The following is a 20835-nucleotide window of genomic DNA, read 5'->3' on the forward strand; positions in this document are numbered from 1 at the left end:
AGGTTACGGGAAACGGAACGTGCCGTGTTGTTGACAGTCACAGCGCGGGCGCTGCAGGCTGGGCGCAATTACACGACACGGCACGTGTCGTGTCTCCCTTGGTTCGAAGGAGCACACAGCCATGGCCATGACCCCGATCGACCAGGACGAGGTCACCCCGAGGACCGGACAGGATCGCCCGGAGCTGCAGAAGGCCATCGAGGAGATCGTCGAATCCGGCGTCGTCGCCGGGGTGCAGTTGCACGTGCACGACGAGCGGGGCGCGTGGGCCGGCAGCGCCGGGGTGCGGAAGCTGGGCGAGAGCGCCGAGCCGTCGGTCGACGGGCACTTCCGGATCGGCAGCGTCACCAAGACCTTCACCGCGACCCTGGTGCTGCAACTGGTGGCCGAGGGCGTGATCGGGCTGGACACCCCGGCGGACGACTACCTGCCCGAGCTCGGCCTCGACCGGCGGATCACGGTGCGGATGCTGCTGCAGCACACGAGCGGGGTGTTCAACTTCACCGGCGAGTACTACGACGACGGGTCGTTCGCGCCGGGCGGGGTCCCCGGCCTTGGCAAGGAGTGGGTGGACAGCAACCGGTTCCGCACCTACCGGCCGGAGGAGCTGGTACGGCCGGCGCTGTCCAAGCCGCCGCGGTTCGAGCCGGGCACGGACTGGAACTACTCCAACACCAATTACGTACTGGCCAGGCTGCTGGTCCAGAAGGCCACCGGCCGCTCCTACCCCGAGGAGATGCAGCGGCTGATCCTGGGCCCGCTCGGACTGACCGGCACGGTGGTGCCCGAAGCCTCGCCGGAGATCCCCGAGCCGCACGCGCACGGCTACTACGGATATGAGGACTCCGGTCAGTGGAAGGTGGTCGACACCACCGACTTCAACCCCTCCTGGATCTCCGCCGCCGGTGACATGATCTCGACCGCCCAGGACCTGCACACGTTCTTCTCCGCGCTCAACGGCGGCAAGCTCCTGCCGGCCGGGCTGCTGGCCGAGATGCGCACGCCGCACCCCAAGGTGGGTTACGGCCTGGGGGTGTTCGTGGAGGAGACGGCCGGCGGCACCGTCCTCCACCACAACGGCGGCTTCTGGGGCTGGGCGGCGCTGATGTACAGCACGCCCGACGGCAGCAGGACCCTGACCGGCTCGCTGACCACCGGGGACGCCGAGCTCGACCTCGCCGCCATGTCCGGGGCGTTCGAGACGGTGAAGCAGAGGCTCGTCACGGAGGTCTTCTGCGACGGCTGAGAACACGCGAACGCCCCTGGACGACAGGTCCGAGGCCGAATCGGCGGATCAGCGCTCCTGTGCCACCGGCACGATGCGAACCTGCGACACCCGCTTGAGGAGCTCCTGGGTGTTGCCGTGGAGAGGACGGTGACCCTGCGCACTGATGGAGACCGACGTATGCCCGTCGTTGATGCCCGCCGTAGATGTCAGGCGGGCCGAGGCACGATACTCACCGCGCGGTAGTCGTACCCGTCCTGCTTGAAGCCGGGGGCTTCCCACGTGAGGTCGACCTGCTGTCCTGCTGACAGCGTGCGGAAGCCGGTCGCCTGGATGTCGGAGTAGTGGCCGAAGCAACCGCCGGGGGTCTCAGGGGAGTCGAGAACGCCCCACCCTTGCTCGTCGTCCCACTCGCGGACGGTCGCAGTCACCATGGGCGGAACCTTACGGCTTCCGCTGCGCAGACGCGTCTGGCTGCTGCACCCGGTGCGTGTCGGTCTTGTCTGCGTCTGTTCAACGCTGCACGCGTCGTGGCGCGAGGCACCGTGGGTTCAAATCCCATACCCACCGCGCATGTTGAAGGCCCCGACCAGGAACATCGGTCGGGGCCTTCGACGTACGCGGTGCCTGTGGACAACCGTGATTCCCTGTGAGGTCCTGAAGGTGGCTACGGATTCGACGTACTGCCCGTACGAACCCGTGGACGGCGAGGGACGGCCGCCGCCAGTGCGCGGGCAAGGCCGTCGCGGACCGTCAGGACACCTTGCGGGCCACACCGCCGTAGAAGCCGATCTCCTTGGCCCGGGCGGACGGCTCGGCGTCGGGGCGCCAGAACGGCACCTGGACCAGGCCGGGTTCGACCAGCTCGAAGTCGCCGAAGAACCGCTCCACCTCGGCGCGGGACCGCAGGTTCATCGTGGCGGTGGCCTGGTTGTAGACGGCCGCGGCGACGTCCTTGCGCGCGTCGGCGAAGTCGCCCGTGACGTGGGAGAGGACCAGGTGACTTCCGACGGGAAGCGCCTCCCTGAGCTCGGCGACGATGCGCTCGGGCTCCTCGCTCTCGGTGACGAAGTGCAGGACCGCGACGAGCAGCAGCACGACCGGCTCGTCGAAGTCGATGACCCGGCGGACACCGGGGTGCTCCAGGACGGCCCGCGGGTCACGCAGGTCCCCGAGCGTGATGCTGGTCGCCCCGGAACGGCTGAGCAGCGCGTCACCGTGCGCCTTCACGATCGGATCGTTGTCGACGTACGCGACCCGCACGTCCGACGCCACCTCCCGCGCGACGTCGTGCACGTTCGGTGCGGTGGGCAGCCCCGTGCCGATGTCGAGGATCTGCCGTACGCCACTGCCGACGGCGAACCGGACGGCGCGCTCCATGAAGGCACGGTTGGCCCGCACGCTGACCAGGACCTCGGGCGCCGCCGCCACGAGCGCGTCACCGGCCTCCCGGTCCAGCGGGTAGTTGTCCTTGCCGCCGAGCAGGTAGTCGTAGATGCGTGCGGGATGCGGCTTGCTGGTGTCGATCGCCCCGCCGCCACCGTCGTCCTGCGTCACACTGCACTCCCTCCGGCGCCACCCCAAGGCGCTCCGCTCCATCAACAGATCGGCGCCAGCTTCGCACATCAACTTCTGTGTGCTTTCGGCGAGTTACGGTTCGGGAAGAACGCCTCACGGTCACGCCCTCGCCAGGGCCGCGCAGCTCTTGGGGTTCACGGGGCAGAACGGCAAGGGCGGGATGGACGGGACGGACGGGGCGGACGGAACGGATGGCATGGATGGCACGACGCAGTGCCCGGACGACTAGGCGTGGCGACGCCGGCACGTTGCCAACGGCCCCGAGCGGGGCGTCCGTGTCCCACGGGTTCATGCAACTAGGGTCGACGTGTGATCCGCACCATCGCATTCGACGTAGGCGAAACCCTCGTACGGGACGACCGCTACTGGGCAGCGTGGGCCGATTGGTTGCACGTGCCCCGGCACACGATGTCAGCGCTCGTCGGCGCTGTCGTCGCGCGCGGCCAGGACAACGCCGAGGCGCTGCGCCTGATCCGGCCGAGCATCGACATCGCCTCCGCGTACCAGGCCAGGGAGGCGGCCGGTCGCGGCGAGTACCTCGACGAGTCGGACGTGTACGAGGACGTCCGGCCTGCGCTCGCTGCACTTTGCGAGGCGAGCGTCCGCGTCATCGTCGCGGGCAATCAGACCGCCCGCGCGGCCGAGTTGCTGCGCGAGCTGGACCTGCCCGCGGACGAGATCGCGACGTCCGGGGAGTGGGGCGTCGCCAAGCCGTCACCAGAGTTCTTCGAGCGGCTCGTCGCTGAAGCCGACGTACCTGCTCAGGAGATCCTCTACGTGGGTGACCATCCACACAACGACGTGTTCCCTGCCCGCGCGGCCGGGTTGCGCACGGCGCACCTTCGGCGCGGGCCGTGGGGCCATCTGTGGGCGGAGGACCCAGAAGTGATCGCGGCGGCCGACTACCGCGTCAACTCCCTCATGGACCTCGTGGAGATCGTCACGCGCTGACGCCAACGGGGTTGTCCCACCTGCTGGTTGAAGGGAGGGGCTCGGGCCTGCGTGTGGTGCGGGAGATCGCTGACAGCACGAGCGAGTGTGGATCTCGGCGAGCGCGACGACACGGAGACCGGTCGCCGGATCTTCCCCCGGGCCTGCGCCTGTTGCACCGTGCTGACGGTCTACACCCAGCTCATCGACCATGTCGGTCCTGCGAGCAGCGAGGGCGGACGGTTCTGCGCGTACTGCGATGAGCCGATCCTGCCGACCGGCAAGTGCACGACGTTCGTGAAGCTGTCGAACTCGGCCGGCGGCTGGACCTTGGAGCCCGATTCTGTTGCCTATGGGCGTGAGGGCTTCCTGTCCGACGGATCCGGCTGAGGGCAAGGGGATTGGGGACGGCGCACGCAATGGGGATCCGGCTACGGTGAACAAGTGCTCGCCACTCCCACGACTCCCGCCACTCCCACGACTCCCACGGCTCTCCTCCTCTGCAACGACCCTCTGCGGACGGCGAGTTGTGACCCGCACTTCGCTCCGCAGGCCCGTGCGGCGCGCCGGGCGGGTGCGGCGGTGGCGCTGCTGGACCACGACGCGTTGCTCGCGGGCCGCGCGGAGGAGGCCGTGCGCCGCGTCCCTCGGGGGATCGGCCCTGTCTGGTACCGCGGATGGATGATCCCCGCGGCGCGGTACGCGGACCTGGAGTCCGCACTGGACCGGCGCGGCGCCCACCTGTGCAGCACGGGCGCGATGTACCGCACGGCACACGAACTCCCGGGCTGGTACGGCACGTTCGCGGATCTCACCCCGCTCAGCGGCTACGCGCCCTGCGCCCCGGACGAGCCCCCGGGCGCCGCCGAGCTGGCCGCGCTCGCGGCGACCCTGCCCGCAGGTCCCGGAGTGGTGAAGGACTTCGTCAAGTCCCGTAAGCACGACTGGAACCAGGCCTGCTACATCCCCGACCTCACCGACACGGCAGCGGTGCACCGAGTGGTGTCCCGCTTCGTCGAGCTCCAGGGCGCCGACCTGGCCGGCGGGATCGTGCTGCGCGCCTTCGAACCGTTCGACCGGACCGTGGGCGAGGCGCGGGTGTGGTGGCTGGACGGGGAGCACGTGCTGACCACGGCCCACCCCGACACCCCTGACCTGCTGCCGGACCCCGCCCTCGACGGCCTTCGGCAGCGGGTCGGGGCGCTCGACTGCCGCTTCGTGACCACGGACCTCGCCCGCAGGACCGACGGCACCTGGCGCGTGATCGAGCTGGGCGACGCCCAGGTCAGCGACCTGCCCGCGGAAACCGACCCGGCCCGCTTGATCACGCGACTACTGGGGTGACCGAATGACGCTCACTGCTGTCGGCTCCCGCCGGTTCCCTCGTACCCCCCGCCGGGTGAAGTGGGGAAGAGCAACAGGAGTCGCCGCTCTCGCACTGCTGCTGACTGCCTGCGGTGCGAAGTTCGACCCTCTGTTCGTCGAGCACGGCAGCTCTGGTCCGGTGATCGGTTGGCGTGAGTGTCCGGGGGCCAAGCCCGACGGCATCGACGAGGTCGGCCTGTATCGGTGGAATGACGACGGCACTGCTGATGATCCGGGCGAACTGCTGTGGCACATCAAGGCTTCCCACGGGCTCGCGGTGCGTCGAGTACTTCTCGGAAGTGCCCCGCACGGTTTCACGACGAGGCTCCCCCTGTCGGAAAAGCTGGACCCCACCACCACCTACGCGCTGCGCACCAACATGGCGTCGGACGATCTCGTCGCAGGCTTCCTCACCTTCCGGCCCCGGCAGCTCGGCGCCGGGCGCATCGTCTTCAACTCGGGGAAAGCGGAGTCGCGCAGCGCGTACGACGACCGGGACGACGAGGACTTCGGCTGCTTCAGCGACTAGTCGGCCCGACGCCAGACAGGACGGCCCCCGGAGTCGGACTCCGGGGGCCGTCCGCTGCGAGCATGGTGCCCCCGGCAGGATTCGAACCTGCGACACCCGCTTTAGGAGAGCGGTGCTCTATCCCCTGAGCTACGAAGGCGTAGGCGGCTAGCAGCCTCGGACAGCGTAGCGGATGGGGGCGGGGTCAGGCGTCCTGCCTGGGCAGGGCGGAGTGAGGGCCGGTGGTGATGCCTGTGAGCAGGACCGCCAGGGAGGCGCGGAGGTCGTCTCCGAGGGAGAACGCCGGGTCGTCTTCGGCGGTCTGGCTCCAGCGGAACAGGGTGCCCAGGTAGATGTCCCGCAGCATGAAGCCGATGCGCGACGCGTCCACCGCGGCGTCGATCTCGCCCTTCGCCTGACCCCGCTCGATGATCTTGGCGAAGGTCCTGGCGACGTACGGTTCCTCGACCAGCGGGTGTCCCGCTTTCACCCAGGCCGTGAGCATGGGGATGACGAGGCCGCCCTCGCTCTCGTTGATCCGGCCGAGGGTGGCCATGCAGTGGTCGAGTTGGCTGCGCGTGTCCGATTCGGCGGTGGGCGGGGCCAGCGCCAACGACTCCTCCAGCGCGGCCCGGCGCCGCTCGCCCCAGGCGCTGATCAGGTCTTCCTTGCGTTGGAAGTAGTTGAAGAAGGTCCCGCGCGCCACATCCGCGTGCTCTGCGATCTCGCCGACCGACGTCTGGTCGTAGCCGCGCTCGGCGAAGAGGGTCATGGCCGAGCTGTACAGGCGTTCTCTGACGCGCTGCTTGTTGCGCTCGCGACGGCCCGGTGACGTCGTCGTCCCCGGCAGGTCCACGCCCATGGATGCCAGCCTCGCTTTCGTGTGGCCGATGCGGAACATGGACCAGGGTACATGTTTATCTAGACTTTCGAACAATCTTGATCCAGAGTCTAAATATGAACGGCAGTCATAGATCCGCCGTGCGCGGGCAACAGGAGCAGTTCCTGGAGGAGGTCCTCGGCTCGCTGAGCCGGCGGGATCAGCGGGAGCGTGCGGAGAGGTACGTGCGGGGGCTGCTGTCCGCGGACGGGCGCAAGTCGATCCGGAACATCGCCGCGTGCCTGGGGCTGCCCGACGAGGAGCAGCGGCTGCACCACTTCATCAGCGGTTCGACCTGGAGCTGGGACACGATGCGCGCCGCCCTCGCGGGGTGGGTCGGCCGGGTCGGTCCGCCGCAGGCGTGGGTGGTGCAGGCGGTGACGATCCCGAAGGCCGGTGAACACACCGTCGGGGTCGACCGGTTCTTCGACGCGCAGGCCGGTCAGACGGCCACGGGCCAGCGGGCGTTCGGCGCCTGGCTCGCGAACCCGGACGTGAGCGTTCCGGTGAACTGGAAGCTGTACCTGCCGCAGCACTGGCTGAGCGACGACGCCCTGCGGATCCGCGCGGACATCCCGCGCACCGTGGGCTACGCGTCCCCCGAGGAGTGCGCCGCCGACGTCGTGGCCGACCCGGCGCGGATGTGGGGTACGACGCCGCGGCCGGTCCTCATGGATCTGCGGGGCCACCGGGACTGGCGCGCGATGCACCGGCTCGCCGCCGCCGGGATGCCGGCGCTCGCGCGGATCTCGCCGACGACCCCGCTCGTCGTGGACGACGTCGCCCTGCAGTCGGCCAGGTCGACGGTGCGGCCGGCCGGCCGGATCCTCGGGGCGGTCGGGAGCGCGCGGCGCGGCGTCGAGTGGCTGGACCCGGCGCTGCCGCTCGAGCTGTCCACGTCGCAGGTCGCCGCGGTGCGCGTGCGGATCCCGGGGGCCGCGCCGGGCCTCGACCGTTCCCTCGTGCTGCTCGGCGAGTGGCGCGCGGACCGGGCGACCCCGGCCCAGGTGTGGATCACGCATCTCACCGACGTGTCCCCGGCCGCGCTGCTGCACCTGACGAAGCTGACGCGCCGGGTGGCGCTGGACGCGCAGCGGGGTGTGGAGCAGACGGGGGCCCGGGACTTCGTGGGCCGTTCCTTCGGCGGCTGGCACCGCCACCTCACGCTGGCGTCGACGGCGCACGCCGTGCGGCTGATGGCGGACCGCGGAACCGGCCCACCTCATACGGACCGCGGAGCCGGCTCACCTCATATGGACCGCGGAGCCGGCTCACCTCATACGGACCGCGGAGTCGGCTCACCTCATACGAGGGCTTCCGCCGGCGCCGCCGTCACCTGAACCGCGTCGAGCAGCATGGGGAAGCGGGCATCGATGTCGTCCCGGCGCAGCGAGATGACGCGGGAGGTCCCGCGGATCTCGGTCTGCATGAGGCCGGACTCGCGCAGCACCTTCAGGTGGTGCGAGAGAGTGGACTTCGCGAGGGGGTAGCTGAGTTGACCGCACACACGTGGCCCCTCCGTGTGCAGGGTGCGAGCGATGTCCCGACGGATCGGGTCGCTGAGCGCGTGCAGCACCTTGTCCAGGGAGATGTCCTCCCTGGCGGGGTGGAAGAGTTCGCCTCGCACGCCTGTCCTCCTCGTCAACTGGTCGTCACGGCCGCGGTGTTGGGCCCGAGCGGAAGCGGTGAATGACGGTGAGCGCCTGCTCCGCGTTGGGACGAGGGTCGCACAGGGACGTGCGGCGACGACCGAGTGCCTCCTGCCCCGGAGGACGGGCCCTAGGCACGGGTGGCCGCGGCGTTGGCGACGACGGCGATCGCGGTCGCGACGACGGCCGCGATGCCGAGGGCGCCGAACGAGGCGTGGGAGAACAGCGCGCCGAAGATCGCGGAGCCGAGGGTGAGGCCGAGGTAGATGCAGGAGCTGTTCAGGGACATCACGGTGGCACGGGACCCGGGGACCGCACCGGCGGAGACGGTGGTCATCGCGGTGACGGCGAAGCCCTGCGTGAAGGCCCACAGGACGAGCAGGACGAGCACGGCCCACTCGGCGGGCTCGGCCGTGGTCAGGGCGAGCACGATGGCGGCCGAGAGGACGCCGTTGACCAGGACCGTCTTGCGTGCGCCCAGCTTGGCGACGGTCCAGCCGGCCAGGAAGCTGGCGATGAAGTTGCCCGCGCCGTAGGCGAGGAGCAGGGAGCCGACGGTGGCGGTCGAGACGGCCAGCGAGTCGCCGAGGTAGGTGCCGAGGTAGGTGTAGACGCCGTAGAAGCCGGTCATCCAGGCCAGGGTCGTGATGAGGGCGAAGACGGCGGTGCGCGAGCGGAGCACGGCCCCGTAGGCGGCGGCGTAGGACTTCTTGGGGCCGGGGGCGACCGGGGTGTTCGGCAGCACCGAGGTCAGGATGAGCGCGGCCACCAGGCCGAGCACCGCGACGAAGGAGAAGCTGGAGCGCCAGCCGGCCGCCTGCGCGAGGTACGAGCCGATCGGCACGCCGATCACGATGGCCAGGGAGAGCGCGGACATCACGATGCCGATGACCTTCGGCAGCAGCGGGGGCTTGTAGGTGGTGGCGATCAGGGCCATCACGTTCGGGGTGACCATCGCGGCGCCGACGCCGGCCAGGCCGCGGGCCACGCAGAAGGTGACCAGGTCGGACACGAAGGCGCTGAACACGGTGGCCGCGACGAACACCGTCATGCCGGTGAGCAGCATGCGCTTGCGGGAGCAGCGGTCCGCCAGCGGGCCGAGCAGCGGTGCGCCGACGGCGTAGCAGATGGCGTACGTGGTGACGCCCAGGCCCGCCGCGGCGAGCGAGGAGCCCAGCGCCTCGCTGATGGGCCGCAGGATCGGGGAGATGATGAACGAGTCGGCACCGATGCAGAAGACGGCGAGGAACATCCCCGCGATGGTCAGCACGTCCTTGGTCGCCAGGCGTTCCGCCGCGACGGCGGGGGCTGTTGCCGCGGCCGGTGTCTGAACAGGCATGACAGCTCCAGGGATTGGGGTGTGTAGGGAGCAGATTTCGATGTTCTACGAATGTCGAACTTTGATGTCGATGACCGTACGCCCAACTCCCGGACGCCACGGAGAAGCCGAAGAGAGTCTTTGAAGTCCGGTTCCTTGACGCGCGCCGGGTGCGCGGACGTACCGTCCGGAAATGGAATCCCTGGAAGCGCTGCTCACCGCCCCGGGCGCCCCGTTCGCCGTCGTACGAGGCGACGACGGACGCCTCGCGTACGCCGAAGGGCCGCGCACGCTGCGGGAGTTCGCCGAGACGACCTGGGCGTACGGCGACACCCCCTTCCTCCTGACCGAGACCGGACGGCTGACCTACGGGGAGTTCTTCGCGGCGGCGAGCGCACTCGCCCGCCGCTTCCTCGACCCCGAGGACGGGTACGGTCTGCGGCCCGGCGACCGCGCCGTCATCGCGATGCGCAACCACCCCGAGTGGCAGATCGCCTTCTGGGCCGCCCAGTTGGCGGGTCTGGTGGCGGTGCCGCTGAACGCGTGGTGGACCGCGGCCGAGTGCGCGTACGCCCTCGACGACTGCCGCCCCGGGGTGCTGGTCGTGGACGGCGAGCGCTACGACCGCGTCGCGCCCTGGCTGGCGAGCACCGCCGAGAGGCCCTGGACGCTGGTCTGCCACGAGGAGGGCCGGGCCGTCGCGGGGGAGCGCGTCGAGCGGTACGCCGACCTGCCCGCCGCGGATCCCCTGCTCGGCCCGCCCGACGTGGACGTCCTGCCCGGCCACGACGCCACGATCCTCTACACGTCAGGGACGACCGGCCGCCCCAAGGGCGCCGTCGCCACCCACCACGCACACATCGGGGCGATCACCAACCCCCGCTATTTCGCGGCCCTTTCGGCCCTCGGCCGCGGCCTGGTGCCGGGCCAGGCGCCGGTCCTGCCGGGCCTGATGACCTTCCCCTTCTTCCACGTGGCCGCCTTCACCGGGTTCTACGCGGCCATGGCGGTGGGCGGCACGCTGGTGCTGCTGCGCAAGTGGGACGCGGACAAGGCGCTCGCCGCGATCCGCGAACACGGCGTCGGCTCGTTCGGCGGCGTCCCCACCACGGCGCTGCAACTCCTGGCCCGCGCCGAGGAGTTGGGCGACGACCTGCCGACCCTCACGATGTTCAACACGGGTGGTGCGGCCGCCCCGCCGGACCTGGTGGCCCGGCTCACCGCCCGCCACGGCGAGCGCATCGAACCCCGCAACGGCTACGGCCTGACTGAGACCCTCGGCGGCGTCACCGCCAACTTCGGTGCCCAGTACCGCAGTTGGCCCGGCAGCGTGGGCAAACCGGCGCCCGCCGTCGAGGCCCGGATCGCCGGACCCGGCGGCGAGGCCCTGCCCGACGGGGCGGTCGGCGAGCTGTGGCTGCGCGGCCAGTGCGTCATCCGGGGCTACTGGGAGGACCCGGCGGCGACCGAGGCGGCGTTCACCCCGGACGGCTGGTTCCGCACGGGTGACCTCGCGGTGTTGTCCGAAGGCCGGGTCAGCGTCGTCGACCGCATCAAGGACATGGTCGTCAGGGGTGGCGAGAACGTCTACTGCGTCGAGGTCGAGGCCGCTCTGCACGACCACCCCGACGTCCTGGAGGCGGCCGTCGTCGGCGTCCCGCACCCGGTCCTCGGCGAGGAGGTCGCAGCCCTGATCCGCCTCCGCCAGGGCTCCGCCGTGGACCCGGATACGCTCCGAGCCTTCGTGGGGAAGTCGCTGGCGGGGTTCAAGGTGCCGGAGCATGTCCTTCTGCAGGAGGGGGAGTTGCCCCGCAACGCGACGGGGAAGGTCCTGAAGAGAGAGGTGCGGCGACGTTTCGGCTGAGGCCGCACCCATCGCCGTAACTTCGCCACCCCGTCGCCGACTGCTGCGCCGTCGTGGCTGGTCGCGCAGTTCCCCGCGCCCCTGATGGCCGCAGGCCATCCAGGGGCGCGGGGAACTGCGCGAGAAGCCCCTCCGGCCCGCAGCCGCGAACGCACCGCACCCGGCAGACGCGAACGCGCTACCGCCGAGTGACGTACACCCGGTAATCGCCGGAGGCATCCGCCCCCGCGACAGAGATCCGGACCCCGGATTTTCGGTCCCGGAACACCTCACCGGGTCGATAGGGCGCGTCGGACAGCTCCGCGTGGACGTTGGGCCGCCGCGTGCAGCCCCCGCTGTCCGGCGTCGCGTCCTCCACCGTCACGGGCCCGTGCCCCGTGTCCACGTCCGCGTCGACCTTGTAGATCAGCACCCCGGGTCGGCACACCGCCTCGTCGTTGCCCTCGCGGGTGCGCACCTCGATCGCGTACCCGCTCTTCTCCGTGAGCGGGACGAAGGCCATCTTCGTGCCGCCGCCCTCGGGCCGGGACAGCGGTGACAGCAGGTGCTCCGTGGTGCCAGGGGTGGCGGCGCAGCCGATCTGGGAGTCGTCGAGCCAGCCGAGCTTCCACTTGTGCCAGCCGAGCAGGTCGTTCCCGACGCCCCAGTCCTCGCTCATGATGTCCCAGTGTCCGACGGCCCCGCCGCCGTCCTGGGTGTAGAGGTCCGGCAGCCCGAAGACGTGCCCGTTCTCGTGGGGGAGCACCCGGTACCCGGTCTCGGCGTACGAACCCGACCCGTCGTCCTGGCGCGAGTACACGAAGGAGGCGTTGGACAGCGGCACGCCGTCCGCGACGGGGGCGTCGTGGTTGCCCGCGAACGTCACCGACAGGACCGTGTCCAGGGCGGAGGGCCCCGCGTTCGGGGTGACCAGGATGTTGAGCAGGTCGTACTGGCGGAAGTCCACGTCCGGGTCGGCCGCGGCCACGATGTCGTCGACGAGTTCGCGGTAGCCGGGGTCGAAGGGTGCGCCGCGCTCTATCCCGTACGCGGTGAACGGCTTCGGCATGCGCAGCCAGTGTTTGACGGGGGCCTCGGGGACGTAGTCGAGGCGGCCGTAGGAGCCGGTGCGGAACCAGTCCTGGGTCTTGGGGAAGAACTCCCCGAGCCGGCTCATCGCCGTGCCCTCACCGGGCGCGTCCGGGAAGTCGATCATCAGGTTGAGGGCGCGGACGGTGCCGGTGGAACGGGCGTAGCCGGGGGTGGTGGGCACGCCCTCCGACATCTGGACGCCCATCGCGCCGCGGATCATGCAGGGGCCGAGCGAGGTCGCCCTGGCCAGCGCCACCGGGCCCGCCGCGGTGGGCGAGCTGTCGAGCAGCCGGCCGGTGCTCGCGGTCATGGTCAGCGCGAGGGCCACCGCGGTGGCCCCGGCGAGCAGCGCACCGCGCCGGCTCCTGCGTATCCGCTGCCGCATCCGATCCGCCTCCGCCTCACGCTCGGCTCCGTTTCGATCACCCTGTGTCGAGGCGGCGCAGGTCGCGCGCTGGGTGCGCCGATCGTGGGTTTCTGCGGCCAGGGGGGTGTGAGTCAGGTCACATGATGTGCGGGAAATAAGCGGGGACGGGTTCCCCGTTTAGCCCTGTGTCCGGATGAAGCGGGGACTTGCTCCCCGGTTCGCGAGGCGCCCGGTTCGCGAGACACCCGGACCGACACAACTGACAGACCGGCTCAGCCGACAGACCGGCACAGCCGACAGACCGACCGAAGGAGACCGCCGTGGCCACCGCAACCGAACAGCCGCTGCGCCGAGCCCCGCGCCCGCGGGCCGACGCCGTGCGCAACCGGGAGCGGATCGTCGCCGCCGCACGCGAGCTGCTCGTGGAGTACGGGACGGAGCTCCCGCTCGACGAGACCGCGCGCCGTGCAGGGGTCGGCAACGCCACGCTGTACCGGAACTTCAAGGACCGCGGTGAGCTGATGCACCACGTGGTCCTCACGGTCACCGACCACGTCACCGAGCACGCCGAGAAGGCACTCGCCGCCGAGGAAGCCGGCGAGGCCACCGCCTTCGACGCCCTGAGCACCTTCGTGCACGCCGCCGCCGACGAGCGCATCGGCGCCCTGTGCCCGACGCTGCACGCCGCCTTCGACAAGGACCACCCGGACGTCGTCGCCGCCCTCGACCGGCTCACCGTCGCCATCGAGGACCTCATCGGACGGGCCCGCGGCGCGGGCCAGCTGCGCACCGATGTCGGCGTCGGGGACCTGATGGTCGCCCTGTCCCAGCTCACCCGGCCGCTGCCCGGCACCGCGTGCCTGAACTTCGACCGGTTCGTCCACCGCCATCTGCAGCTGTTCCTCGACGGCCTGATGACACCCGCCCGCTCGGAACTCCCGGGTGAGGCCGCGACCTTGGAGGACCTCCGCCAGGACTGAGGTCCGGCCCACCTCATCTACGCAGCACCACCGATCTGCCACCACAGATCAGCACAGAACCGATTTCTCACGCTTATTCACGACTTGGAGTCCTGCTGTGGGTACCCCCTTGCCGGAAACGGCGCCCGACTCAAGGCGCTGGAAGGCACTCGCCTTCATCGCGCTCGCCCAGCTGATGGTGGTCCTCGACGCCACCATCGTGAACATCGCCCTGCCCTCCGCCCAGACGGACCTCGGCATCTCCGACGGCAACCGGCAGTGGGTCATCACGGCCTACGCGCTCGCCTTTGGTGGTCTGCTGCTGTTCGGCGGTCGCATCGCCGACCTGTGGGGCCGCAAGAACACCTTCGTCACCGGCCTGATCGGCTTCGCCCTCGCCTCGGCGCTCGGCGGTGCCGCGCAGAACGAGGCCATGATGCTCGGCGCCCGCGCCCTGCAGGGCCTGTTCGGCGCGCTGCTCGCGCCCGCCGCCCTCTCCCTGCTCGCCGTGATGTTCACGGACGCCAAGGAGCGCGCGAAGGCGTTCGGCATCTACGGTGCGATCGCCGGTGGCGGTGGCGCCGTGGGCCTGATCCTCGGCGGCTTCCTCACCGAGTACCTGAACTGGCGCTGGACGTTCTTCGTGAACATCCCGTTCGCGGCCGTCGCCGTCCTCGGTGCCGTCTCCGTCATCCGTGAGCCGGCCGGCACGCGCAACCGCTCGCCGCTCGACATCCCGGGCGTGGTCCTGTCCACCCTCGGTCTCGTCTCGCTCGTGTACGGCTTCACGCGCGCCGAGTCCAACGGCTGGTCGGACGCCTCCACCATCGGCCTGTTCGTCGCCGCGGTGGTCCTGCTCGCCGCCTTCGTGTTCACCGAGTCGAAGGTCAAGCACCCGCTGCTGCCGCTGCGCGTCGTCGCGAACCGCAACCGCGGTGGTGTCTACGCGTCCCTCGGCCTCGCCGTGATCGCGATGTTCGGCCTGTTCCTCTTCCTGACCTACTACCTGCAGATCGTGAAGGGCTTCTCGCCGGTCAAGACCGGCTTCGCGTTCCTGCCGATGATCGCGGGCATGATCACGGGCTCGACCCAGATCGGCGCCCGTCTGATGACCCGAGTGCCGCCGCGCCTGCTGATGGGCCCCGGCTTCCTGGTCGCCGGGCTCGGCATGGGTCTGCTGACCCAGCTCTCGGTCGACGCCTCGTACGCCGGTCTGATCCTGCCCGCCCAGCTGCTGCTCGGCCTCGGCATGGGTACGGCGTTCATGCCCGCCATGTCGCTCGCCACGATCGGCGTCGAGCCGCGTGACGCGGGTGTCGCCTCCGCGATGGTCAACACCTCGCAGCAGGTCGGCGGCGCCATCGGCACGGCCCTGCTGAACACGATCGCGGCCTCGGCCACCACCGCGTACATCGCGGACCACGCGGCCGGCGCGACCAACCAGCAGCTGCTCCAGGCCCAGGCCATGGTCAACGGCTACACCCACGCCATCTGGTGGGCGGTCGGCATCCTGGTCGTCTCGGCGACCATCGCCTTCACCCTCATCAACACGGGTGTCCCCGGCTCGGGCGCGCCCGCGGCCTCCGGTTCCGACGACACCGACGGTGTCGAGGACGAGTTCAAGATCCCGGTGGTCGCGCACTGACCCCGGTCACGGGGCCCGGCCTCACCTGAGCCAGGGGAGGTCCGCCCCGGCCTCCTCGGGCTGAAGTCCCTCGGCGACGATCCGCATGATCTCGCCGAGGGACTTCTGCTGCTGCGGGGTGAGCCGCTCGAACAGGGCCTGGCGGACGGCGGCCACATGGCCCGGCGCGGTCCGCTGCAGCACCTCGAGCCCCTCCTGTGTCAGCACCGCGAACTGGCCGCGCTTGTCCGACGGGCAGTCCTCGCGCCGCACCCACCCGCTCTTCTCCAGGCGCGCGATCGCGTGCGAGAGGCGGGAGCGGGTGATCTTCGCGCTCATCGCCAGCTCGGTCATCCGCAGCCGGCGCCGGGGCGCCTCGCTGAGCTGCACGAGCAGCCCGAAGTAGATGTGCGGCATCTTCGCGTCGCGCTGCAGTTGCCGGTCGAGGTGGTCCTCCAGGAGTGTGGTGGCATGGAGGTACGCCCGCCATGTGCGCTGCTCGTCCTCGCTCAGCCACTGAGGCTCGGCGTTCGGCCCGGCGTTCGGCCCGGCGTTGTTCTCGGTCACCATGCGTTCCATCGTAAAGACCTCCTTCTTGAATCTTAAACAAACACCGGTTACTTTGGTGCCAGCTAAAGCTTGAAACTTCAAGGAGGTCCGCCGCCGTGTCCACTGAATCCGCTTCCGCTGAATCTGCTTCCGTGGCCGAGCGCATGCCTGCGCTCTACCTCAGCCACGGCGCCCCGCCGCTGGCCGACGACGCCCTGTGGACCGGCCAGCTCGCCGCCTGGTCCGCGGACCTGCCCCGCCCCAAGGCGATCCTGATGATCTCCGCGCACTGGGAGGACGCCCCGCTCTCCCTCGGCGCCGTCGAGACCGTCCCGCTCGTGTACGACTTCTGGGGCTTCCCCGAGCACTACTACCAGGTGACGTACGCGGCGCCGGGCGCACCCCAACTCGCCGAGTCCGTACGGAAGTTGCTGCGCGCCCCGGGTATCCCGGTGCAGGACGTGCCGGACCGCGGGCTCGACCACGGGGCGTACGTGCCGCTCGTCGAGATGTACCCGGACGCCGACATCCCGGTGCTCCAGGTCTCCATGCCGACGCTCGACCCGCAGCGGCTGATGGACATCGGGCGCAGGCTCGCGCCGCTGCGGGACGAGGGCGTGCTGATCGTCGGCTCCGGGTTCTTCACGCACAACCTGGCCGCGCTGCGGCACACCGGCGGCGGCGTCCCGGCGTGGTCGGCGGAGTTCGACGACTGGGGGCACCGCGCGCTGGAGGCCGGGGACGTGGACGCGCTGCTCGACTTCACGCACAAGTCCCCGGCGGGCACCCTGGCCCACCCGCGCACCGAGCACTTCGCCCCGCTGTTCGTGACGATGGGAGCGGCGGATGCCGCCGGTGAACTGGATGCGCAGCGCTCGGTGATCGACGGGTTCTGGCTGGGCCTTGCGAAGAGGTCGGTGCAGTTCGGCTGAGCCGGGTCCGGGGCCCCGCCCGGGCTCAGACCAGGGGCTCGCTGATCTCGACGGCCCGCAGCGCGGCGGTCAGGGCGCGCTCGTCGCCGACGTCCAGGGCGGTGTCGGTGAACTTGATGACGTGCTCGTCGCCGTGGGCCAGGGCCCGCTCGACGACCTCCTCGGCGGTGAAGGTGCCCGGCGCCTGGTAGTCGACGGGTGCGTCCGGCGCGTACATCGCGGTCACCGCGGCCGAGGCCGTCCAGGCGGCGGCGAGGCTCGGCACCCACAGGGTGCGCGGCAGCGCGGGCAGGGTGCGCAGTACGGCGTTGGGTGCGGTCGCCGCGTGGACCAGCATGGTCTCCTCGCCGTGGCCGTGGGTGGCGTACCGGTGCGTGGCCGCCGCGACCAGCTCGGTCAGCCGCAGCCTGGCCGTGTCGGGGTCGCTCACCGCGTCGGCCCACCGGGGCAGGGCCGTGACCCGGGCGAGCCGCGTCGGGAAGCCGCCACTGTCCCGCTCCGCGATCGGGGTCACCGCGTCCAGGGCCAGGGCGGCCGCCGGACCGGCGGTGGTGCCGGGCAGCGCCGCGGCGCCGGTGAGGGTGACGCTGACGGTGTGGTGCCGGGCGGCCCAGTAGCCGAGCCCGTGCGCCAGCTCCGCCACGCGCGGGTCCGTCTCCTCGCCGGCCAGCAGGGTGCGCACGGCGTGGCCGACGCGGATCACGGGGTGCGTCGAGCCGCCGTACATGCCGGGCAGCAGCCGCGGCCACCACTCGGCGAGCACGTCGCGCCACGGCCGCTCCGCGGTCTCGCGCGTGAAGTACGCGATCCAGTCGGCGGCGCGGCGCGGATCGCCCAGCGCCGCCTGCCAGTTGGCGCCGGTGACGGGCTCCAGGGAGGCCGGGAACTCCTCCAGCTTGGGCGCGTACAGGTCGAGCCAGCGGTGCACGGCCCCGGCCTGTCCGCGCGCGGCGAGGGCCTCGACGGCCATCGGGGCGTGATTGGTGAGCCGCCCGAGCCGCTCGGGCCCTGTTGTGTGCAGCCGCTCCAGTGCTTCGTCCAGCGTGCCCGTGGTGTCGCGCGAGGTGGAACCCGAGGTCGTGGTCATGCCCGGAGAGTAGGCACCGGCCCGTGCGCCGCGTAACGGCCTTGGGACCTAGTCCGCAGGGCCGAGCTCCTTCTCGTACCAGGCGACGTCGTAGTAGGCGCCGAACTTGCGGCCCACTTCCCGGTACGTGCCCACATGACTGAAGCCGAAGCGGGTGTGCAGGCGCACGGAGGCCTCGTTGGGCTGGGTGATGCCCGCGTAGGCGCGGTGCAGGTCCTCCTCGGCGAGCGCCTCGAAGAGCGCCTTGTAAAGGAGGGTGCCGATGCCGCGGCCGCCCGCGTCCGGGGCGACGTACACGGTCACCTCGACCGAGGTGGCGTACGCGGCCTTCTGCCGGAAGGGGCTGGACGTGGCGTACCCGAGCAGCGGGCCGAAAGTCCCCTCTCGCTGCTCCTGGGCAACCAACAGACGGTGGGGGCCGTCTTCAGGGTGGGAGAGCAGCCAAGGACGTCGCTCTTCCGGAGTGAAGACCGCTGTGTCGAATGTGATCGGCGTCTCACGTACGTAGTGGTTGTAGAGATGCGTGAGCGCTTCGAGGTCGCCCTCGACTCCCGGCCTGACCTGCACCTCTGTGGGTTCCGATGACATCCCGTCTCCCCTTTTCACGCCGTGTGGCGCGACAGGGTACTGCATGATCACAAAAAAGATGGGTCGGCTTGGGAATTCTGTCCGGATTCCAGTCGTTGTTTCCATCGGATGCAGGGCACCCGAGAGGGTGTACGAGCCGTCCGGCCCAGCCGACCTACCATCGCAAGGGAGCACGCATGGCAACCCGTGCCGTAGCCCGTCGTCAGTCCGCCGCGTCCGCCGGCAAGACTGATGCGGCACGCAGTGTTCGCGCCGTGGGCGGGGAGATCGCCGACCGCGACCTGGTCGGCATGTACCTCGACGAGATCGCGCGCACACCGCTGCTCGACGCCGCCAAGGAAGTCGAGCTTTCCCAGACCATCGAGGCGGGCGTGTACGCCCAGCAGATCCTCGACGGTGAGCTCGGTGATCTCCCGGCCAGCGAGGCCGCGGGCAAGGCGTCCCGCGAGGAGCTCGAGGCCCTTGTCGCGGAGTCCGAGAAGGCCAAGGACATCTTCATCAAGTCGAACCTGCGCCTGGTGGTGGCGGTCGCCCGCCGCTATCCGCGGGCCGGCCTCCCCCTGCTCGACCTGATCCAGGAGGGGAACGCGGGCCTGGTGCGCGCCGTCGAGAAGTTCGACTACCGCAAGGGCTTCAAGTTCTCCACGTACGCGACGTGGTGGATCCGCCAGGCCATCACCCGCTCCATCGCCGACCAGTCCCGCACCATCCGCCTCCCCGTCCACCTGGTCGAGGAGCTGGGCCGCATCCGCCGGGTCCAGCGCGAGTTCAACCGGGAGAACGGGCGGGATCCGGAGCCCGCGGAGATCGCCGCCCAGCTCGACAAGACGACGCCGGAGCGCGTCATCGACGTCCTGGACTGGGCCCGCGACCCGGTCTCGCTCAACATGTCGGTGGACGACGACGGCGACACCCAGTTCGGCGACCTCCTCGAGGACACCTCGGCGGTCTCGCCCGAGCAGTCCGTCCTCACCCTGCTGCGCTCCGAGGAGCTCGACGACCTCATCGGCCGCCTCGACCAGCGCACGGCGTCCATCATCAAGATGCGGTACGGCATCGAGGACGGGCGTGAGCGGACGCTGACGGAGGTCGGCAAGGAGCACGGTCTGACCCGCGAGCGGATCCGCCAGATCGAGAAGCACGCGCTTCTTGAGCTGAAGAAGCTGGCCCGGGATACGGGTTTCGACGCGGCCGCGTAAGGCTCCGCCCGGGGCGTGAGAAAGGCCGCGGACGCGTCTGCCTGGTTCGCCGGGCGGGGCGTCCGCGGCTTTCGTCGTGGCTGAGCGCGCAGTTCCCCGCGCGCAGCAGGACCACGGCCCGCAGTCGGCGACGGGCACTGGGCGGCAGCCCCATGAGCCGGGTCACGCCCCCGCAGCTCTCACCATCCGGCCCCCCAACTCCCGTACCGCAACAGCCAGTTCCTCAGGCCCCCGCACCGAGAAGTCGAACCCCGTCATCGCCAGCCGGACGGCCACCCATTCGACCGGCACCGACGAAGTGATCCGCAGCCGGCACCCGCCCCCCGGCATCGACTCGGGCCGCCCCACCGACTCGGGCACCTTCTCCGCGACGGCCTCGACCGGCGCCGAGAACTCCACGTCGACCTCGTACGAACCGCCGCCCCGCGAAGCCACCGCCCGCCGCACGAACTCCGCCGCATCCCCCTCGGGCACCTCCCGCGGAGCGAACCGCGCACCCGTGGCGAACGGCTCCGACACCCGGTCGACCCGGAACGTACGCCAGTCCTCGCGGTCGATGTCGTACGCGACGAGGTACCAGCGGCGCCCCGTCGAGACGAGCCGGGCCGGTTCCACCAGGCGGCGCGTCTCCGAGCCGTCGGCGGCGCGGTAGTGGAAGCGGAGCCGCTCGCTGCCGGCCGCGGCGGACGCGATGACGGTGAGCGTCTCGGGCGCGATGGTCGCACCGTCCCCGAACGTCAGCGGAATCGTCGCCGCCTGCAGGGTCGAGACCCGGTGGCGAAGGCGCGAGGGGAGGACCTGCTCCAGCTTGGCCAGAGCCCGCACCGAGGCCTCCTCGACGCCCTCCACGGCGTGGCCCGCCCCGGCCCGCAGGCCCACCGCGATCGCGACGGCCTCCTCGTCGTCGAGGACGAGCGGCGGCAGCGCCTTGCCCGCGACGAGCCGGTAGCCGCCGTCGGCGCCCATCGTGGCCTGCACGGGATAGCCGAGGTCGCGCAGCCGGTCGATGTCCCTGCGCACGGTGCGGCGGGAGACGTGCAGCCGGTCGGCGAGCTCGCCGCCGGGCCATTCGCGCGGGGTCTGCAGCAGGGACAGGAGTTGGAGCAACCGTGCGGGGGTGTCCGTACTCGTCGTCGTCATGC

Annotated in this window: 21 protein-coding genes and 1 tRNA gene; 11 read left to right on the forward strand and 11 right to left on the reverse strand. The window is 70.8% G+C overall.

Going from position 1 to position 20835, the window contains the following annotated elements; translation table 11 throughout:
- The first annotated feature begins 121 nt into the window (after positions 1-121).
- Positions 122-1246, forward strand: a complete 1125-nt coding sequence (locus tag ACIBUY_RS27925) for a serine hydrolase domain-containing protein (RefSeq protein WP_399154084.1) — start codon at positions 122-124, stop codon at positions 1244-1246.
- Between the two features lie 188 nt (positions 1247-1434).
- On the opposite strand, the gene ACIBUY_RS27930 is transcribed toward ACIBUY_RS27925, so the two are convergent.
- Together ACIBUY_RS27930 and ACIBUY_RS27935 are read right to left on the reverse strand one after the other, a co-directional pair.
- Positions 1435-1659: a cold shock domain-containing protein gene (locus ACIBUY_RS27930; protein WP_365577414.1), complete on the reverse strand. Its 225-nt coding sequence runs from the start codon at positions 1657-1659 to the stop codon at positions 1435-1437.
- A 319-nt stretch (positions 1660-1978) separates the two neighbouring features.
- Positions 1979-2782, reverse strand: coding sequence for an SAM-dependent methyltransferase (locus tag ACIBUY_RS27935; RefSeq protein ID WP_399154085.1), 804 nt, complete (start codon positions 2780-2782; stop codon positions 1979-1981).
- Between the two features lie 330 nt (positions 2783-3112).
- On the opposite strand from ACIBUY_RS27935, the gene ACIBUY_RS27940 reads away from it, so the two are divergent.
- From ACIBUY_RS27940 to ACIBUY_RS27955, 4 genes are all read left to right on the forward strand, one after another.
- Complete coding sequence (locus ACIBUY_RS27940) at positions 3113-3754, forward strand: HAD family hydrolase (protein ID WP_365577410.1); 642 nt, start codon at positions 3113-3115, stop codon at positions 3752-3754.
- A gap of 87 nt (positions 3755-3841) precedes the next feature.
- Positions 3842-4123 (forward strand): hypothetical protein, encoded by a 282-nt coding sequence (locus ACIBUY_RS27945; protein WP_399154086.1) that lies wholly within the window; start codon positions 3842-3844, stop codon positions 4121-4123.
- Between the two features lie 54 nt (positions 4124-4177).
- The gene (locus tag ACIBUY_RS27950; protein WP_399154087.1) at positions 4178-5077 is read left to right on the forward strand and encodes an ATP-grasp domain-containing protein; all 900 of its coding nucleotides are present in this window, start codon (positions 4178-4180) and stop codon (positions 5075-5077) included.
- A gap of 55 nt (positions 5078-5132) precedes the next feature.
- Positions 5133-5627 (forward strand): hypothetical protein, encoded by a 495-nt coding sequence (locus tag ACIBUY_RS27955; RefSeq protein WP_365577405.1) that lies wholly within the window; start codon positions 5133-5135, stop codon positions 5625-5627.
- 63 nt (positions 5628-5690) lie between these two features.
- Here ACIBUY_RS27955 and ACIBUY_RS27960 read toward each other — a convergent pair.
- Together ACIBUY_RS27960 and ACIBUY_RS27965 are read right to left on the reverse strand one after the other, a co-directional pair.
- Positions 5691-5766 (reverse strand) — tRNA-Arg (locus ACIBUY_RS27960).
- 45 nt (positions 5767-5811) lie between these two features.
- A complete protein-coding gene (locus ACIBUY_RS27965) occupies positions 5812-6468 on the reverse strand; it encodes a TetR/AcrR family transcriptional regulator (protein ID WP_399154088.1) in 657 nt (218 codons plus the stop codon).
- A gap of 119 nt (positions 6469-6587) precedes the next feature.
- On the opposite strand from ACIBUY_RS27965, the gene ACIBUY_RS27970 reads away from it, so the two are divergent.
- Positions 6588-7826, forward strand: a complete 1239-nt coding sequence (locus ACIBUY_RS27970; RefSeq protein ID WP_399154089.1) for an IS701 family transposase — start codon at positions 6588-6590, stop codon at positions 7824-7826.
- Here the strand turns inward: ACIBUY_RS27970 and ACIBUY_RS27975 are convergent.
- Both ACIBUY_RS27975 and ACIBUY_RS27980 read right to left on the reverse strand, forming a co-directional pair.
- Positions 7790-8113 (reverse strand): ArsR/SmtB family transcription factor, encoded by a 324-nt coding sequence (locus tag ACIBUY_RS27975; RefSeq protein ID WP_399154090.1) that lies wholly within the window; start codon positions 8111-8113, stop codon positions 7790-7792. The two genes, ACIBUY_RS27970 and ACIBUY_RS27975, sit on opposite strands and share 37 nt — an antisense overlap.
- Positions 8114-8265: 152 nt before the next feature.
- Positions 8266-9474 (reverse strand): MFS transporter, encoded by a 1209-nt coding sequence (locus ACIBUY_RS27980; RefSeq protein WP_399154091.1) that lies wholly within the window; start codon positions 9472-9474, stop codon positions 8266-8268.
- Positions 9475-9646: 172 nt separating this feature from the next.
- Between ACIBUY_RS27980 and ACIBUY_RS27985 the strand changes: the two genes are divergently transcribed.
- Positions 9647-11317, forward strand: coding sequence for a class I adenylate-forming enzyme family protein (locus ACIBUY_RS27985; RefSeq protein WP_399154092.1), 1671 nt, complete (start codon positions 9647-9649; stop codon positions 11315-11317).
- A gap of 178 nt (positions 11318-11495) precedes the next feature.
- On the opposite strand, the gene ACIBUY_RS27990 is transcribed toward ACIBUY_RS27985, so the two are convergent.
- Positions 11496-12773 carry a M6 family metalloprotease domain-containing protein gene (locus tag ACIBUY_RS27990; protein ID WP_399154093.1) on the reverse strand — a complete coding sequence of 426 codons (1278 nt, stop codon included), beginning with the start codon at positions 12771-12773 and terminating at the stop codon, positions 11496-11498.
- A gap of 302 nt (positions 12774-13075) precedes the next feature.
- On the opposite strand from ACIBUY_RS27990, the gene ACIBUY_RS27995 reads away from it, so the two are divergent.
- Both ACIBUY_RS27995 and ACIBUY_RS28000 read left to right on the forward strand, forming a co-directional pair.
- Positions 13076-13735 (forward strand): TetR/AcrR family transcriptional regulator, encoded by a 660-nt coding sequence (locus ACIBUY_RS27995; protein ID WP_399154094.1) that lies wholly within the window; start codon positions 13076-13078, stop codon positions 13733-13735.
- A gap of 97 nt (positions 13736-13832) precedes the next feature.
- Positions 13833-15359, forward strand: coding sequence for an MFS transporter (locus ACIBUY_RS28000; protein WP_365576743.1), 1527 nt, complete (start codon positions 13833-13835; stop codon positions 15357-15359).
- Between the two features lie 21 nt (positions 15360-15380).
- Here the strand turns inward: ACIBUY_RS28000 and ACIBUY_RS28005 are convergent, their stop codons facing one another.
- Complete coding sequence (locus ACIBUY_RS28005; protein ID WP_365576741.1) at positions 15381-15908, reverse strand: MarR family transcriptional regulator; 528 nt, start codon at positions 15906-15908, stop codon at positions 15381-15383.
- Positions 15909-16051: 143 nt separating this feature from the next.
- On the opposite strand from ACIBUY_RS28005, the gene ACIBUY_RS28010 reads away from it, so the two are divergent.
- Positions 16052-16819 carry a class III extradiol ring-cleavage dioxygenase gene (locus ACIBUY_RS28010; protein ID WP_365576776.1) on the forward strand — a complete coding sequence of 256 codons (768 nt, stop codon included), beginning with the start codon at positions 16052-16054 and terminating at the stop codon, positions 16817-16819.
- Between the two features lie 25 nt (positions 16820-16844).
- Here the strand turns inward: ACIBUY_RS28010 and ACIBUY_RS28015 are convergent, their stop codons facing one another.
- Entirely contained in the window at positions 16845-17906 is a 1062-nt protein-coding gene (locus ACIBUY_RS28015; protein ID WP_399154095.1) for a questin oxidase family protein, read from the reverse strand.
- A 48-nt stretch (positions 17907-17954) separates the two neighbouring features.
- Entirely contained in the window at positions 17955-18494 is a 540-nt protein-coding gene (locus ACIBUY_RS28020) for a GNAT family N-acetyltransferase (RefSeq protein WP_399154096.1), read from the reverse strand.
- A gap of 176 nt (positions 18495-18670) precedes the next feature.
- Between ACIBUY_RS28020 and ACIBUY_RS28025 the strand changes: the two genes are divergently transcribed.
- Complete coding sequence (locus ACIBUY_RS28025; RefSeq protein ID WP_365576735.1) at positions 18671-19693, forward strand: sigma-70 family RNA polymerase sigma factor; 1023 nt, start codon at positions 18671-18673, stop codon at positions 19691-19693.
- A gap of 162 nt (positions 19694-19855) precedes the next feature.
- Here ACIBUY_RS28025 and ACIBUY_RS28030 read toward each other — a convergent pair whose 3' ends face one another.
- On the reverse strand, positions 19856-20833 hold the full coding sequence (locus tag ACIBUY_RS28030) for a YafY family protein (RefSeq protein WP_365576733.1): 978 nt from the start codon (positions 20831-20833) through the stop codon (positions 19856-19858).
- Positions 20834-20835 lie beyond the last annotated feature (2 nt).

The sequence above is a fragment of the Streptomyces sp. NPDC050085 genome (assembly GCF_044460595.1).
GTDB lineage: Bacteria > Actinomycetota > Actinomycetes > Streptomycetales > Streptomycetaceae > Streptomyces.

What these genes read in the sequence shown, in the direction of transcription:
- ACIBUY_RS27925 (WP_399154084.1), top strand. Translation starts at nt 122, where the DNA reads ATGGCCATGACCCCGATCGACCAGGACGAGGTCACCCCGAGGACCGGA.
- ACIBUY_RS27930 (WP_365577414.1), bottom strand. Translation starts at nt 1,659, where the DNA reads ATGGTGACTGCGACCGTCCGCGAGTGGGACGACGAGCAAGGGTGGGGC.
- ACIBUY_RS27965 (WP_399154088.1), bottom strand. Translation starts at nt 6,468, where the DNA reads ATGGGCGTGGACCTGCCGGGGACGACGACGTCACCGGGCCGTCGCGAG.
- ACIBUY_RS27980 (WP_399154091.1), bottom strand. Translation starts at nt 9,474, where the DNA reads ATGCCTGTTCAGACACCGGCCGCGGCAACAGCCCCCGCCGTCGCGGCG.
- ACIBUY_RS27985 (WP_399154092.1), top strand. Translation starts at nt 9,647, where the DNA reads ATGGAATCCCTGGAAGCGCTGCTCACCGCCCCGGGCGCCCCGTTCGCC.
- ACIBUY_RS27990 (WP_399154093.1), bottom strand. Translation starts at nt 12,773, where the DNA reads ATGCGGCAGCGGATACGCAGGAGCCGGCGCGGTGCGCTGCTCGCCGGG.
- ACIBUY_RS28005 (WP_365576741.1), bottom strand. Translation starts at nt 15,908, where the DNA reads ATGGTGACCGAGAACAACGCCGGGCCGAACGCCGGGCCGAACGCCGAG.
- ACIBUY_RS28010 (WP_365576776.1), top strand. Translation starts at nt 16,052, where the DNA reads ATGCCTGCGCTCTACCTCAGCCACGGCGCCCCGCCGCTGGCCGACGAC.
- ACIBUY_RS28015 (WP_399154095.1), bottom strand. Translation starts at nt 17,906, where the DNA reads ATGACCACGACCTCGGGTTCCACCTCGCGCGACACCACGGGCACGCTG.
- ACIBUY_RS28020 (WP_399154096.1), bottom strand. Translation starts at nt 18,494, where the DNA reads ATGTCATCGGAACCCACAGAGGTGCAGGTCAGGCCGGGAGTCGAGGGC.
- ACIBUY_RS28025 (WP_365576735.1), top strand. Translation starts at nt 18,671, where the DNA reads ATGGCAACCCGTGCCGTAGCCCGTCGTCAGTCCGCCGCGTCCGCCGGC.
- ACIBUY_RS28030 (WP_365576733.1), bottom strand. Translation starts at nt 20,833, where the DNA reads ATGACGACGACGAGTACGGACACCCCCGCACGGTTGCTCCAACTCCTG.